This window comes from Winogradskyella helgolandensis (genome assembly GCF_013404085.1).
GTDB classification, from domain to species: Bacteria; Bacteroidota; Bacteroidia; order Flavobacteriales; family Flavobacteriaceae; genus Winogradskyella; species Winogradskyella helgolandensis.
The window spans coordinates 993,742-1,009,552 of sequence record NZ_JABFHO010000001.1; the positions used below are offsets into that span (position 1 = coordinate 993,742).

At 33.0% G+C, this 15,811-nt stretch carries 14 protein-coding genes and 1 tRNA gene; 9 read left to right on the forward strand and 6 right to left on the reverse strand.

From position 1 onward, the window contains the following. Positions 1–47: 47 nt before the first annotated feature. Together HM992_RS04050 and HM992_RS04055 are read right to left on the reverse strand one after the other, a co-directional pair. Positions 48–959, reverse strand: coding sequence for a metal ABC transporter solute-binding protein, Zn/Mn family (locus HM992_RS04050; RefSeq protein WP_179318798.1), 912 nt, complete (start codon positions 957–959; stop codon positions 48–50). A gap of 40 nt (positions 960–999) precedes the next feature. Beyond that, entirely contained in the window at positions 1,000–3,252 is a 2,253-nt protein-coding gene (locus tag HM992_RS04055) for a TonB-dependent receptor (RefSeq protein ID WP_179318799.1), read from the reverse strand. Between the two features lie 99 nt (positions 3,253–3,351). On the opposite strand from HM992_RS04055, the gene HM992_RS04060 reads away from it, so the two are divergent. Both HM992_RS04060 and HM992_RS04065 read left to right on the forward strand, forming a co-directional pair. Then, positions 3,352–4,008 (forward strand): metal-dependent transcriptional regulator, encoded by a 657-nt coding sequence (locus tag HM992_RS04060; RefSeq protein ID WP_179318800.1) that lies wholly within the window; start codon positions 3,352–3,354, stop codon positions 4,006–4,008. Positions 4,009–4,116: 108 nt separating this feature from the next. Beyond that, positions 4,117–4,926, forward strand: a complete 810-nt coding sequence (locus tag HM992_RS04065; protein WP_179318801.1) for a DUF6503 family protein — start codon at positions 4,117–4,119, stop codon at positions 4,924–4,926. A gap of 234 nt (positions 4,927–5,160) precedes the next feature. Here the strand turns inward: HM992_RS04065 and HM992_RS04070 are convergent, their stop codons facing one another. The 4 genes from HM992_RS04070 to HM992_RS04085 all read right to left on the reverse strand — a co-directional run bounded on the left by HM992_RS04070 (position 5,161) and on the right by HM992_RS04085 (position 8,453). Beyond that, positions 5,161–5,301: a FeoB-associated Cys-rich membrane protein gene (locus HM992_RS04070; RefSeq protein ID WP_178986280.1), complete on the reverse strand. Its 141-nt coding sequence runs from the start codon at positions 5,299–5,301 to the stop codon at positions 5,161–5,163. A gap of 53 nt (positions 5,302–5,354) precedes the next feature. Then, positions 5,355–7,454, reverse strand: a complete 2,100-nt coding sequence (gene feoB / locus HM992_RS04075; protein WP_179318802.1) for a ferrous iron transport protein B — start codon at positions 7,452–7,454, stop codon at positions 5,355–5,357. Further along, positions 7,447–7,680: a FeoA family protein gene (locus HM992_RS04080; RefSeq protein ID WP_178986965.1), complete on the reverse strand. Its 234-nt coding sequence runs from the start codon at positions 7,678–7,680 to the stop codon at positions 7,447–7,449. The genes feoB and HM992_RS04080 overlap by 8 nt, the downstream gene beginning before the upstream one ends. 92 nt (positions 7,681–7,772) lie before the next feature. Beyond that, entirely contained in the window at positions 7,773–8,453 is a 681-nt protein-coding gene (locus tag HM992_RS04085) for an SCO family protein (protein WP_179318803.1), read from the reverse strand. Positions 8,454–8,537: 84 nt separating this feature from the next. Between HM992_RS04085 and HM992_RS04090 the strand changes: the two genes are divergently transcribed. The 7 genes from HM992_RS04090 to HM992_RS04120 all read left to right on the forward strand — a co-directional run bounded on the left by HM992_RS04090 (position 8,538) and on the right by HM992_RS04120 (position 15,724). After that, positions 8,538–10,478 carry a M1 family aminopeptidase gene (locus HM992_RS04090; protein ID WP_179318804.1) on the forward strand — a complete coding sequence of 647 codons (1,941 nt, stop codon included), beginning with the start codon at positions 8,538–8,540 and terminating at the stop codon, positions 10,476–10,478. Positions 10,479–10,572: 94 nt separating this feature from the next. Then, positions 10,573–11,916, forward strand: a complete 1,344-nt coding sequence (gene rseP / locus HM992_RS04095) for an RIP metalloprotease RseP (protein ID WP_178986276.1) — start codon at positions 10,573–10,575, stop codon at positions 11,914–11,916. 93 nt (positions 11,917–12,009) lie between these two features. Next, positions 12,010–12,083: transfer RNA gene (locus HM992_RS04100), tRNA-Asn, on the forward strand. A 122-nt stretch (positions 12,084–12,205) separates the two neighbouring features. Further along, complete coding sequence (locus HM992_RS04105; RefSeq protein WP_179318805.1) at positions 12,206–13,072, forward strand: DUF6617 family protein; 867 nt, start codon at positions 12,206–12,208, stop codon at positions 13,070–13,072. Between the two features lie 116 nt (positions 13,073–13,188). Next, positions 13,189–13,509: a helix-turn-helix domain-containing protein gene (locus HM992_RS04110; protein WP_229720443.1), complete on the forward strand. Its 321-nt coding sequence runs from the start codon at positions 13,189–13,191 to the stop codon at positions 13,507–13,509. Then, entirely contained in the window at positions 13,503–14,393 is an 891-nt protein-coding gene (locus HM992_RS04115; protein WP_179318806.1) for a hypothetical protein, read from the forward strand. Before HM992_RS04110 ends, HM992_RS04115 begins: the two co-directional genes overlap by 7 nt. Positions 14,394–14,458: 65 nt before the next feature. Beyond that, positions 14,459–15,724 carry a site-specific integrase gene (locus HM992_RS04120; protein ID WP_179318807.1) on the forward strand — a complete coding sequence of 422 codons (1,266 nt, stop codon included), beginning with the start codon at positions 14,459–14,461 and terminating at the stop codon, positions 15,722–15,724. The last annotated feature ends 87 nt before the right edge of the window (positions 15,725–15,811 follow it).

A 15,811-nucleotide genomic window follows, 5' to 3' on the forward strand; every position in this document is an offset into this window, starting at 1 on the left:
TTTAGAATTGAACTAAGTTTCATGAGATTTCTGCTTTCGCAGGAATTTTATTTCAAAGCATTCACTATAGTATTCACATTATACTCAAACATACCAATATAAGTACCTTCTACGGTTCCTGCACTTCCTAAAGCATCAGAATACAACGTGCCACCAATTTTTACATCGTGGCCTTTAGATTTTACCGAGGCTTGTAAGGCTTCAATAGTTCGTTTTGGAACAGAACTTTCTACAAATATGGCTTTGATTTGTTTTTCGATAATAAATGTAGCTAATTTTTGAACATCTTGTACACCTGCTTCAGTGGCTGTAGATATGCCTTGTAAACCAACGACTTCAAATCCGTAAGCTTTTCCGAAATAATTAAAGGCATCATGAGCTGTAACGAGTACTCTTTTTTCTTTGGGAAGGGTTTCAATAGTTTGTTTTACTTTATTTTGAAGCGCTTCTAATTTAGCAAGGTACACTGATTTATTGGCTTCAAACTTTTCGGCATTTTCAGGATTCTTTTCTGATAGAATAGTGGCTGCTTTTTCTGCAAATTGTTTGAAATAATTAATATCGAACCATACGTGTGGGTCGAAATTGGATGCAAAATATTCAGAACCAATTAGTGTTTTTTTGTCTAAAGCATCTGCTAATGCGATTGGAGTTTTGGTGTTGCTTCCCATTTTCTCAAAAACTTCAACCAATTTTCCTTCAAGATGCAAGCCGTTATAAAAAATAATATCTGCATTAACGAGTTTATTAACATCTCCTTCGCTTGCTTTGTAGAGGTGTGGATCTACGCCACTTCCCATTAAACCTTGAACATTTACCATATCGCCACCAATATTCTGGACTAAATCGGTGATCATAGTTGTTGTGGTTACGATATTTAGTTTTCCGTTATCTTGAGATTCATCTTTACAAGCTATGAAAGTGAGTGTGATAGCTAATAAGAAAATTATTTTTTTCATATATCTAAATATTTATTACGAAAGTACTAAAAATCAATGATTAATTTAAATTATATCTTAAACCAAAGAACAGTCGTATACCTTGATTAGGCCCATAAACATAAGCTGGGTCAAAAGTTAGAGCGTAAGGATTATCTGCTGTAGCAATAACATCTCCATTCCCATCAAATTGTACGTTTTCATCAAAAGGGTCATCTGCCCTCGCGATTATAAAGGGATTTCCTTTGTTTGGTGTCCAGTTGAGTAAGTTTTTTACTCCACCATAGATCTCTAAGTTATTGAAACCATCATAGGTCGCTTGTATATTTTGAACACTCCAGGTTGGCGAATATTCTTCTCTTGGATCTAAGTCGCCAAGTAAAGGCAAGCGCATTGGACCATAAAGATTACCCGTATAATCGAAAATAAGGTTAGTGGCATAATTTTTATACGATAATGACCAAACACCAGAGTATTCCTCTGTTAATATTTGTTTGGTGCGTTCACCATTTTCAGTTTGAGCAACATCTTGAAAAGTAGCACCAACTGAAGCACTAATACCACTTCCAAAAACCGCATCTATATTAAAACTTAAACCTTTAGATTCAGAGTAGCCATCAAGATTGTCATAGATAATTTGATTAGGGTTGGTATCGTAATCTGGTATAATGGCATTGGTAAAGTAGGTGTACCAAACTGAGGTATCAAAGGTGAAATACATGCCATTGTTGAGGTAGAGTTTTTTGAGGTAGTTTAAATTAACGTTGTAAGATTCTTCGGGTTGTAACTCGGATTGAATTATAACATCTCGTGCTCCTGTAAGTGCAGCATGTTCTTCAGTGAATAAGTTGACGACTCTAAACCCTGTACCAGCATTCAATCTAATAATATCAGTGTCGGTTGGTTTGTATCTGTAGGCTAATCGTGGTGTCAAAATGCTTCCGTGCCTGCTATCATAATCGTAACGTAAACCTAAAAGTAAACTTTGTTTTTCAGTAAAGTCAATTTCATCTTGTATAAAAAGTGAAGGTATTGTGACCTCGTCTGCAGTTATGGTTGCTGTAGTATTATCGTTGTAATGATTGTAGCGTAGTGCTGTTCCGAATAATAAATCGTGTTTATAAATGGTCTTATCCCAAATTAATTGTCCAAATCCAATGCGTTGTTGTGCTAAATACGGTGTGTTTCCATACACTGAGTTCTGGTCGTGATCAGAATATGAAAACTGTAGATTTACTTTTTTAGTCATTGGTAATTGGTAGTCACCTAAAATTTCGAAACGTGAGGTGTAAATGCTTTCTCCATAAATTTCGTCACCTCCTCTATAGCTCGAATTCCATTGCATTTCTCCGCCCCAACGGTCTTCATAAAAATAACGACCAGCTAAAGACAGCTTACGATTGTTAGTCCGCTTAAAATCCCATTTTTGAAATATAGATATGCGGTCTTGAAGCGTAACATCTGTAAAATTATCATTGTTGTTATCTATAGGATTGTCGTATTTAAAATAATTTGTACCAACCAATACATTGGCTTTTTCTCCAACTTTAGCCTTAAAACCTAGGTCTAAGTTTGTTTCTCCCCAACCTGTTACAAAAGCATCAGCGAAAAAACGAGGCGAATTTTCTGGTAATTTTGTAATAACATTTATAAGTCCACCAACAGCTTCACTTCCGTATAATGAGGATGCAGGTCCTTTTACAACTTCAATTTGTTCGATAAGCGAATTAGGAATGCCAGAAAGTCCATAAACAGTAGATAGGCCACTAACAATTGGCATACCATCGATTAAAACCAAAGTGTAAGGTCCTTCTAGTCCGTTAATATGAATGTCTCCAGTATTACAAACACTACAATTTAATTGTGGTCTTACTCCATTGACATTCTGTAGCGCTTCAAAAATATTTGGAGTTGGGTTTTTCTTTAAAAATGTTGGAGTATAAACTTCAACAGGCACAGGGCTTTCTAATCGTGATACGGGTTTTAAAGTTCCCGTAATTATAACTTCATCTAGACTTTCATTATAGTTTAAATTAAAATTTAGGCTAACATCGGCATTTGTGATTTGAACTTTCTTTTTTTGTGTGGTATAGCCAGCAAAAGAGGCAGCAATAGAATAGGTTCCTGGCTCTAAGTTTTTGATGGTATAAACCCCATTTTCGTTTGTTGTTGATCCTTTGATCGTTGTTTCTACATAGATGTTTGCATAGGGCAACACTTCACCTTCTGCAGTTACTACACCGTTTATTTTATAAGTGTTTTGTGCGTTTAACATTGAAAAGGAAGCGAGGGTAAAAAGTATTATTAGTCTCATCTTTATTATTTTTTAAGCAAATATAAATATATTTTTAGATAAGTCTAAAAATATTTTAAGAAGTTTATCTTTTCTATATTTGTTATTCATAAACTAATCATGATTACACTAACAGAAGAAAACTACATTAAAGCCATTTACCATCTAGGTAATAACGGTATCAATTCAGTTAATACTAATGCTATTGCAGAGGCTATGAGCACCAAAGCCTCTTCTGTTACGGATATGGTTAAAAAATTATCTGAAAAGAATTATGCCGATTATAAAAAATACCAAGGTGTTACGTTAACGGATGATGGTAGGCGTGTTGCGGTTAATATTATTCGGAAACATCGCCTTTGGGAAGTGTTTTTAGTAGAAAAATTAAATTTTTCTTGGGATGAGGTGCATGAAGTTGCAGAACATTTAGAGCATATTAAATCGGATAAGCTTATTGACGAACTCGATGCGTTTTTAGAATTCCCTACATACGATCCTCATGGCGATCCAATTCCTGATAAGGAAGGGAACTTTAAACATATTGAAAAAATTGTTTTAGCTAAAGCCGAGGTCGGATCAACTTACAAATGTGTTGGCGTCGATGATACGTCTTCTCATTTTTTGAAATATTTAGACAGTAACAATATCGGTCTTGGAACCATAATTACCATAAAGCACAAAGAGCCTTTTGATAATTCTATAAAAATAGCTTTAGAAAATTCTGAAATTGTAGTCTCTCAAAGTGTAGCCAAAAATCTATATTTGAAGAGGGTTTAATCGTTATAGTATTTGAATATCATTTCAAATGCTAAAATTATCTTAAAATAGTTACGTGTAATAGTTGGTATACATCTTACACTTTAAGTTTGAATAAAATCTCATAAAATGTCTCCTATGTTTAAGTCTAGTATCATTTGTCTTTTGCTTTTAACACTTACTACAAGTTGTAAAAATGAAAAGAAAGAACCGGTTGAAGTCGAAACTCCAGAGCCTATAATAGAAAATAAGATTTTAACTCCTGTTGAAAAAATTGAGGAGGCTTACAATAAAGAGGGGTTTTTGTCTAATGAGGCTATTGAGTTAGACATGGTTATTAGCTTTGGTGGTAAAGAACGCCTTAATGGAAAAATGACTTATTTAACGAATTCAACAAAAGGTAAAATCGAATTAAATGATGGTTCATTCATTTACTATGATGGATCTAAAGTGTTTCATTCTGCAGATCTTAAAAATGAAAAAGCAGCTCGATTTGATGCTTATACTTGGATGTATTTCTTATTGTTTCAAACTAAATTAAGTGATGAAGGCACAATTTGGTCTGATGTAGAGGCTTTAGAGCTTAATGAGAAAACTTATAATGCACAAACGCTAACCTTCGAAGCAAATACTGGTGATGCACCAGATGATTGGTATGTTGTTTATAGTGATCCTGAAACACATATGATGGATTATGTCGCTTATATTGTTACAGTTAATAAATCTACAGAGGCAGCAGAAGCTGATCCGCATGCTATTGGATATTCTAATTATAAAATGATAGATGGTGTGCCAATTGCACATAATTGGGAGTTTTATGAATGGTCTAAAGATGGTGGTCTAGGAAAGGTGATTGGTAATGCAACGCTTAATAACGTGAAGTTTGTAACTCCAGATGCAAATACATTTTCTATTCCTGTGGATTTTATAGAAAAATAATAGGCGTAATGCTCTATTGATTTCTTCGTTGTATAAAGGCTTTTAGTGTAAACAAAAGAATAATTTCTACACTGGCATAGAAAATACCGTGAACTATAGTGAGGTCAAATGCGATGACAAAAGCTATTGCAGATATAAAAAGAAATAGACATACAATTATACCGCTAAAAAAGTCTTTTAGAAATGTTGTTTTATTCGATTTATAATCGAAAACAAAGGCGATTAAAATAACGATTAATGACATCCACAGCCGTCATCACCTCCACAAGATTTTGCTGATTTTATTTTGGGTGGCCAAATATATTTTCGTACGAGATAAAGAATGGCCAAACCTACCGCAGAAAAAGCCAATATGTTTTGAATTATAGTATTCATAAATACAGTATTAAAGACCTACGTGGTTTAAAAAAACCTACTTGCTAGGTCTATTATTTTAAGACTTGATAAGCAACTAATGCTACAATATAAGCAAAAGCACTCATAATTACTAACTGATACATTGGCCATTTCCAAGAGTTGGTCTCTTTTTTCACAATAGCAAGTGTACTCATACATTGCATGGCAAAGGCATAAAATAGAAGCAATGAAATACCTGAAGCAAAATTAAATAAAGGGCCTCCAAGTATTGGATTTACTTCTCCTGCCATTCTATTTTTAATAGTCTCTTCTTCGTCGCTTCCTACACTATAGATGGTAGCTAAAGTTCCAACAAATACTTCACGCGCAGCGAAAGAACTTACAATGGCAATCCCAATTTTCCAATCGTAACCTAACGGTCTAATGGCTGGTTCTATAGCATGGCCTGCAATACCAATAAATGAATGCTCTAGTTTATGAGATTCTATTTTTTGGTTTAATTCGTCCTCTGGTAAATTCTCCCCAGCGTATTGTTCTGTAATTATGCTTTCTGCATTATTAAAGTTATCACCAGGACCATAAGATGCCAAAAACCAAAGCACAATAGAAATGGCAAGGATAATTTTACCAGCTCCAAATACAAAAGCTTTTGTTTTTTCTAAAACCGTTAATACCACATTTTTAAACAACGGTAATTTGTAATTTGGCATTTCTACCACAAAGAAACTCTTACTTTTTAATTTCAATATTTTATTTAAAATCCAAGCAGAGCCAACAGCTGCACCAAAACCAATTAGGTACAATAACATTAAGGTTAAGGCTTGATAACTTAAACCGAGTATGCGTCCTTCTGGAATAACCAAAGCGATAATAATAAGATAGACAGGTAATCTTGCCGAACACGTTGTAAACGGTGTTACTAAGATGGTGATTAAACGTTCTTTCCAGCTTTCAATATTCCGCGTTGCCATAATCGCCGGAATTGCACAAGCTGTTCCTGAAATTAAGGGTACCACACTTTTGCCGCTCAATCCAAAACGACGCATAATGCGATCCATTAGAAACACCACACGACTCATATAGCCGCTTTCTTCTAATACTGAAATAAATAGAAACAAGAAGGCAATTTGAGGGATAAATATTACAATACCTCCAAGTCCTGAAATAATACCTTCAGCTAAAAGATTCGTAAATGCTCCTTCCGGTAAGGTGTTTTTTGTCCACTCACTTAAGGATGCAAACGAGCTATCTATAAAATCCATTGGAATGCTAGACCAATCGTAAATAGCTTGAAAAATAGTTAATAAAATAACCCCAAAAATTAAATAACCCCAAACTTTGTGCGTTAGAATTCTATCCAATTTTATACGTAAATCTTTTGCAGATTTCAGGTCAATGGTTTGTCCTTCTTTTAGCGTTTCGTTTATAAATTGGTAACGCTTTATGGTTTCTCTTTGTTGTAGTCGTTTTAAATCTGTTTTAGATTTAGTTTTAAAATCTTCAACCGCTTCATATGTTTTTCGGTCTGTTTTTCCGAAGTTAACATCTTGCGTTATGACTAACCACAGTTTGTACAATAACTGGTTAGGAAATGCTTTTCTTAAATTACTAAAATACGCTTCATCTATAGTAGATGCATCCAAACAAGGTTCTATAGAGAGTTCTTTATGAGTGGCAATTAATTCTTTTAATTTATCTATACCCTTGTTTTTTCTTGTACTTATTAACGCAATTTTAGTTTTGAGTTCCTCTTCTAAATGGTCTAGATTTAATGAAATACCTTTGTATTCCATCCTGTCAGCCATATTAATCACTAAAATTGTAGGAATCTTTAAGTCTTTAATTTGTGTGAATAATAGTAAATTTCGTTTTAAGTTTTCCACGTCACTGACAACAACAGCAACATCTGGATAATCTTTATCATTTTTATTAAGCAGCAGTTCAATAACTACATTTTCATCTAAAGACGATGCATTTAAACTATAGGTTCCGGGTAAATCTATGATATGTGCTTTTACTCCTCGTGGCAGTTTACAAATACCTTCTTTTTTTTCAACCGTAATACCAGGGTAATTACCGACCTTTTGGTTTAACCCTGTAAGGGCATTGAAAACAGATGTTTTTCCGGTGTTGGGATTTCCTATTAATGCGACGTTGATTTGCTTACTCATGCGCAGTTTCAATTATAATATGAATAGCAGTTTCTTTTCTAATGGCTAAATGTGTACCATTAATATTAAGATACATTGGATCTGCAAAGGGAGCCACTTGCACAAGCTCTACAAAATTACCAGGCAAACACCCCATTTCGAGAAGTTTTAATGGAATATGTATAGAAGACACATCGGTAATAATGCCTTGTTGCCCGCGTTTTAAATCTGCTAATGTCAACGTTATCCTTATTTAGATTAATTTTAAAGAAGCAAAAGTAAGCGATTTTTTTTAGTGTAAAAAACTAGACCGTGAATATTTGATTGGTTTCCATTTTTCTAAGAGCCACCAAAGTACTTTAAGGTTTCAATATCTTCTAAAATTTGTTCAATATCTTCAGGTTTTGTACCATCATAAAAGCCTCTAATTTGACGTTTTTTGTCAATTAACATAAAGTTTTCGGTATGAATCATATCGTATTCATCCCCATTACCATCAGTCTTAACGGCTAGGTAGCTTTTTCTGGCCAGTTCGTAGATTTGCTTTTTATCTCCTGTGACTAAATTCCATTTTCGGTCTATCACACCTTTTTCAAGCGCATATTTTTTGAGTTGCGCTACTGTATCAATTTTTGGTGTTACCGTATGTGACAATAACATTATGTCATCGTCGTTAATAATTTCTTGCTGTATGATGGCCATGTGATCGGTCATTATTGGGCAAATAGTTTGACACGTCGTAAAGAAGAAATCCGAAATATAGATTTTATCTTTATAGGTGTCTTGGGTTATCGTTTCTCCATTTTGATTGATTAAACTAAAATCAGCAATCTTATGGTATTTTAATTTGTATTGAATAGTACTATCAACTAATTCTTCGCTTACCATACCAGGTTGATATATAGGAAGCGGCTGCTTAACATTTAAGACATTATAAATAATAGTTATGATGACTACACAAAGTACAAAAAAGAATATTCCGAAGTTTTTGTAACCCTTAAAAAAAGAAAGAAATGACATTCCGTATGTTTTAACGAGAGTTGAATGACAAAAATACGACTGAATCTCAATAAAAGCTTTATTTTTAACATTAAAAGAGGTGCAATGAAACAATTTCTAACGGGTATAATCTTAATTTTTGTAATACAAATAAATGCGCAAGACTACAACGAGACGTTAAATGCAATTCGTGCTTCTGAAGCGAACGCGGCATTACAGCAAATGATGAGTAGCCAGAATGCTAATACTGGAAATTATGATGTTAAATACCATCGCCTTGAATTAAATGTGGATCCATCAGTAGCTGAGATTTCGGGTGATATTACCACGTATTTTGAAGCTAAAGAAGCCATGACAGATATCACTTTTGATTTGGCCGATAATATGACGGTGTCTCAAGTTTTACAACGTGGCAATAGTTTAAGTTTTGTTCAAAATACGGATGATGAATTGGTGATTACATTACCTGTCACACAAGTACAGGGAGTTTTAGACTCTTTAACTGTAAGTTATTCTGGAAATCCTGTGAGTTCTGGTTTTGGATCTTTTGAACAAACCACACATGGAGATGACGATGATCCTATTATTTGGACGCTTTCTGAGCCTTATGGTGCTAAAGGTTGGTGGCCTTGCAAACAAGATTTAATTGACAAAATCGATTCTATAGATGTGTATCTTACCACACCAGATTTAAGTCCATTAGATAAGAACTATGTTTCGGTATCTAATGGTTTAGAACAGAGTCAGATTATTTCAGGAACTCAGAAAACTACGCATTTTAAACATGGTCATCCCATACCTGCGTATTTAATTGCTATTGCGGTTACTAATTATGACGTGTATTCACATGAAGTACCAAATAATGGTAGCCCTTTTGATATTGTAAATTATGTCTATCCGGAAGATGTTGTTACAGCTCAAGCAAGCACAGGTATTACTGTAGATATTATGAATCTTTTTACGGATTTGTTTGAAGAATATCCGTTTGCAGACGAAAAATATGGTCATGCCCAATTTGGTTGGGGAGGAGGCATGGAACACACAACCGTTTCGTTTATGGGGTCCTTTAGTAGAGCTCTTATTGCACACGAGTTAGCACACCAATGGTTTGGTAATAAAATAACTTGTGGCAGTTGGAAAGATATTTGGCTAAATGAAGGATTTGCCACCTATTTAGCTGGTTTAGTTATTGAAGATCTAGATGGAGAAGGCAGTTTTAAAACTTGGAGACAGCAGACCACTGCTAATATTACGTCTCAACCAGATGGTGCCGTATATCTTACGGATCAGGATACAACAAGCGTTAATAGAATTTTTAGTAGCCGATTAAGTTATAGTAAGGGTGCTATGGTACTGCATATGTTAAGACGAAAACTTGGTGATACTGATTTTTATCAAGGATTAAAAGACTATTTAGATACGCCAGCCTTAGCGTTCGATTATGCAAAAACTCAAGATTTTATAGATGTGATGGAATTGTCTACGGGACAAAATTTAGACGAATTTTTTAATGACTGGCTCTACAATCAAGGTTATCCAAGTTACAATGTGAACTGGAATCAGGATGGAAACCAGTTACAACTTATGGTGTCGCAAACTCAAAGTGATGCGTCCGTTTCTTTTTTTGAAGCCAATGTGCCCATTAGAATTTTAGGAACTTTAGGAGAATCTTTAGATGTGGTTTTAGACAACACGAGTAATAATGAACAGTTTGTTGAAACCATTGATTTCACAATACAAGAGGTGTTAATTGATCCGGATTATCATTTAATTTCAAAAAATAATGCTGCAACTTTAAGTACCTCTGATTTTGATTTTAATTCTGAAATAAATGTATATCCCAATCCAACAACCGCAATAATAAATATTATAAAACCTGAATATATAGAGGTTGAAACGATTAAAATTTACAATAGTTTAGGTCAGTTATTACTGCAACAAGATTGGGCTACTGAAGTTGATTTAAAAACCTTAGCATCAGGTATATTGTTTGTGCAAATTCAAACAAATGATAAGATCATTAATAAAAGAATAATAAAAAATTAGACACGCTATAGTTTTAACGTAATGCTAAGTTTTTTTAAATATTCGTTTGATATAAATATGTTACTTTTGCAAATCGAAATTTGAAAATGATTACATGGAATTTGTTATAAAAATATCTCAATTTTTACTTAGTTTATCCTTACTTATTGTTTTGCACGAGTTAGGGCATTTTATACCAGCAAAGCTTTTTAAGACTAAAGTGGAAAAATTTTACCTCTTTTTTGATGTGAAGTTTTCGCTTTTCAAAAAGAAAATTGGTGATACCGAATATGGTATTGGTTGGTTACCACTTGGAGGCTATGTGAAAATCGCAGGAATGATTGACGAGAGTATGGATAAGGAAGCAATGGCACTGCCACCACAACCATGGGAATTCCGTTCTAAACCAGCTTGGCAACGCTTAATTATTATGCTTGGTGGTGTAACCGTAAACTTTATTTTGGCTTACTTTATTTACGTCGCACTTTCTTTTACTTATGGAGATACAGATGTGACTACAGACAGTATGAAAGACGGTTTTTGGATAGAGAACAAACTGCTTTTAGATGTTGGTTTTAAAAATGGCGATAAAATATTAGCTATTAATGATGAAAAAGTTGATACCTATTATGAGGTTAGAAAGAACTTAGTAAATGGTGAAAAATATTCAATCGTTAGAGATGGAGAAAAGCAAGAAGTTGTACTTCCAAAAGATTTCTTAGGTCAACTATCTTCTGCCGAAAGAAAGAATGGAACTTTCAAATTAAGAATTCCATTTATGGTTGGTAGTGTGCCAGATACATCCATAAATGCTGGTGTTAACCTAAAAGAAGGTGATGTCTTATTAACTGTTAACGGAAATGAATTGCGTTATTTTGACCAATTTGAATCGCGATTATCAAACTATAAGAATCAATCCGTAAATGCAACATTTTTAAGAGAAGACGAAAAAATTAATATAGACCTAAAGGTTGATGATAATGGAAGGGTTGGAATTTTTCCAGCATCACATAATTCGAGATTTGCAGAACTAGGTTATTTTAATATTATTCATAAAGATTATACCTTCTTAGAAAGTTTTGGTGGAGGAGTAGATAAGTTTAAAGAACAGGTTTCTGGTTATTTTGATCAATTAGGAAAAATATTTACACCTAGTACAGGCGCTTATAAAGGTGTCGGTGGCTTTAAAGCAATTTTTGATGTGTTCCCAGATCAATGGATTTGGCAAGATTTCTGGGGTTTAACAGCCTTTTTATCTATTATGTTAGCGATACTTAACTTATTACCAATACCAGCTTTAGATGGTGGTCACGTGGTGTTTTTATTGTACGAAATGATTTCTGGACGTCAGCCAAGCGAAAAGTTTTTAGAGCGCGCGCAAGTTATTGGTTTCTTTATTTTAATCGCTTTGGTATTGTTTGCCAACGGTAATGATATTTTTAAAGCCGTCACGAATTAACGATTTTAAAAATTTTACAAAAAAAATAATATTTCATTTTGTAATATTGAAAATACTATATATATTTGCATCCGCTAACGCGAAAAATAACCTTCCTCTTTAGCTCAGTTGGTTAGAGCATCTGACTGTTAATCAGAGGGTCCTTAGTTCGAGCCTAAGAAGAGGAGCAAACAAAGCCACTACGAAAGTAGTGGCTTTTTTGTGTTTTATAGGTATCTGAGAAACTTTGCTTTTTCCTTTGGGTCAAACATAGGTCAAACATTGTATCTTAGTAATCTCAATTTAAAAGATGACTCTAAAGCCAACACATCAGTTACTTTTTTACTTTCAAAATCTCTTAAAATCAAATAAACTTGAATTTTTAAAAGATACATCACTTAATAATATGAAGGAGATGTATGGAAATTTAGTTGAACATGTAGATACTAATAATGGAGTTATAAAGTTTTGGAAAGTTTTTTCAGACCAACATAGCAACGGAGAACCTACAGAGGGATTAGTTACCTATGATTTTTATAAAGAACATAAAAACGAATTAATATTTAATGCTAAAGTTGTAACTGAGGAAATAGACAAATTAGTATATTCTAAAGCAGAAGCAAATGAAGTCTATACAGCTACTCTAAAAAACATTAGCTTAGAACTACATTCTTTAAACCAGAAAGCAGACAAACTTTATCCAAATTATCCTGAACTACCTAGAGCCTTAAAACTTATTGAGCATCATCTTCTTATAAAGTATGATATTAAGCCTTTTGCTAAAAAGAGAGCAGAAGATAAATTATCATATTTTGGATTTAAAGATACAATCTCTAGGCAGAAGTTTATTGAGCTATATGAACTAGCTGATAGTTTAGAGATTATTGAATATGATGTAATTGACCAAGAAACTTTTTTAGAGGTATTACTTGAAAACCCAAGTGAACCTAATAAGGTTATAAAATTCTTCTGCCAAAATGCCTTAGCTAAACAATTTATTGAAAAGTTGAGACCTTATTTTACTTCATTAGACCCAAAGTCTATTGAGAAATCAGGTAGATTCCTTACTAAAGGTGGTACTGTGTTATCTGAAACTAATTACAATAGGACATTATTGAAGTTTAATCCAAAGCTTGATAGACTCAACAAAGAAATGGATACAATACTACTAAGCTAAACATCTTACATTTTACCTTACACCCTTCTTACACTTCTTAATTCTTAGGTTATTTGCACAGTTTCTTTGTGTTAATATTAACCTGAATGTGCGCACATTCCTAAATCATAATGATTATGGAAACCATTCAAAGAATAGTTTTTACACAAGAACAATTAAATCAAATTAAAGAAGAGTTTTCTGAGGTATTGAAGCCTCTAAAAAACTTTATGTCAGTAGATGACTTGTCTGTTTATTTAGAACTTTCAAAATCTGCAATTTATAAAATGACAAGTAAAAAGGAAATACCTTTTTACAATCCAGGGGGTAAAAAAATCTATTTTAAAAGAGTAGAGGTAGATGCTTGGATAGAGAGTGGGAGAATTGCATCTGACTCAGAAATTCTATATAGTATGCATCAATCTGGGAGTAACTCAAATGATACTCCGTTATGGTAGACTTTGTTAGACTCTCATGGAGAGACAAGGCAATATTTGAAAATTTTGTTTGTCAAGAAGAGAATTTCGAAGAGCTACATACACTGTTTAATCTTCACACGAGTGAAATTAAATACCCTTATGTGACAGGTTTTAGTGGTATGGATGTTAGGATTACAGAGAAGCGTGCTTATGTATATAATTCAATTCATAAGGCTTATAATCAATTAGGTTCAGGGGTGGGACATAATCATAATGACTTTGCTTATTCTGGAATTTGTTTCGTGATAGACCATATTAATAAAAAATTAATAGATGTAGATAACTCAAATCTCACACAGCTAGAATTTGGGTTTAATATTAAAGTGCCTATACCTGCAGAAGAAATTATCAATAATAACTTATTAATGCATAAAACCAATGGTCCTAATCATGTAAGATTATTTAATGGCAGAGGAAAATTGAAACAATTTGACCATTATAACTATGTTTTAAAGATATATGATAAAGGAAGGCAATATAATCTAACAGAAAACATCTTAAGGTTTGAAGTTAGGTTCATGAAGGCTAAAGAATTTCAAAAATTTGGAATTTTTAAGTTAGAGGATTTAAAGGATAAACACATGCTAAGGAAATTGTTCAAGAATCTAATACAAAGGTTTGATGAGCTTGTAATAATAGACCAATTTGATGAGTCTTCTATTGAGCCTTTAGACCTATCAAAATTAAATAAGTACAACAACCCATATTATTGGGAAACTACTATAAAGAAATATTCAGCAACTACTAAAATGAGGCATTTTAATGATTATAGTGAGCTACTAAATAAGTATAATTTACTTACTACGAAAATCTATATAAGAGAACTCTTATTAGAAAAGTATTTGGAGCTCATTAACTTTTAAACTTTGAGTTATGTTTTCCCTACTCTTTATATAAGGAATTCATTACTCTCAATAAAACAATAATTATGGCAAGTATAAAAATACTATTAAGAAAAAAGACTAACACTAAGGGTGAATGTCCTATTGTGATGCGAGTTGTAAAAGATAGAAAGTCTAAGCTTATAACTCTTGGGGTAACTACAGCACTAAAAGACTGGGATGATAAATCAAATAGGTTTAAAAGAAGTCACCCTAATTGGAATCAAAGAAATAGAATCTTATTAGAATTAGAGCAAAAAGCACTTAACATAATAGATGAATATATATCCACAGATACAGATTTTACTTTAGAGCAATTTGAAGAGCAATTTAAGGGTGTCAAAAAGAATAAGTTGTCTGTATCTGATTTTTGGTTAGATAAGATAGATGAGCTTATTCAGGTAGGTAGAACAGGGAATGCTAGGGCTTATCGAGATACATATACCTCATTTTTTAAATTTCAAAAAAGTAAATCCTTGAGATTTCACCAGCTAACACCCGAGCTGTTACTTAGGTATGAGACTTATTTAAGAACAAATGGTAATCAAGATGGTGGTATTGGTGTTAAGATGAGAGAAATTAGAGCGTTGTTTAATGATGCAATTAATAGAGGCGTTACTCTAGAGAAATATTACCCTTTTAAGGTCTATAAAGTATCAAAACTAAAGGGGAAGAGTATAAATAAGGCTTTAACTAGAGAGCAAATAAAATTGATGGAAAACTTAAATACAAGTGAGTTACCTCATTTAGTGAACTCTCATAATTTTATGATATTTAGTTACTATACAGGAGGTATGAATTTTGTAGATATGATGAAGTTGAAATGGTCAGACATAGATGGAGATAGGATACTCTATAAAAGGTCTAAGACTAAAGGAAGATTCTCTGTGAAAGTATTACCACCTGTTGAAAAGGTTTTAAACTACTATAGAGGTGTTTCTAGTAAAACTCAATATGTTTTTCCTATTCTTCTAAGTGACGAGCTTACACCTACTCAAATTGAGAATAGAAAAGGTAAAACACTTAAGAAATTTAATAAGGATTTAAAGGAGATAGCATCATTAAAAGGTATAAATACTAATGTCTCTAGCTATACCATTAGACATAGTTTTGCTACTAATTTAAAATATGCAGGGATTTCTATGGATATTATTGGAGAAACTATGGGGCATCAGAATGTAAATGTTACTAAGGCTTATTTGAAAGAATTTCAGAATGACGTTTTAGATAGTGCTATGGAAAAATTATTAGAAGAATCCAAATCCCATTATACATTCTCTGACAACTTCACAAAAGTTTCCCTTCCTCTTTAAGAAAACACCTATCCCTTCAAAATTAGTAATTTTTCAACGCAGGAACTCTGGACGAGGAAGTCTGGAAAGATCTTAATCTTTTGTACT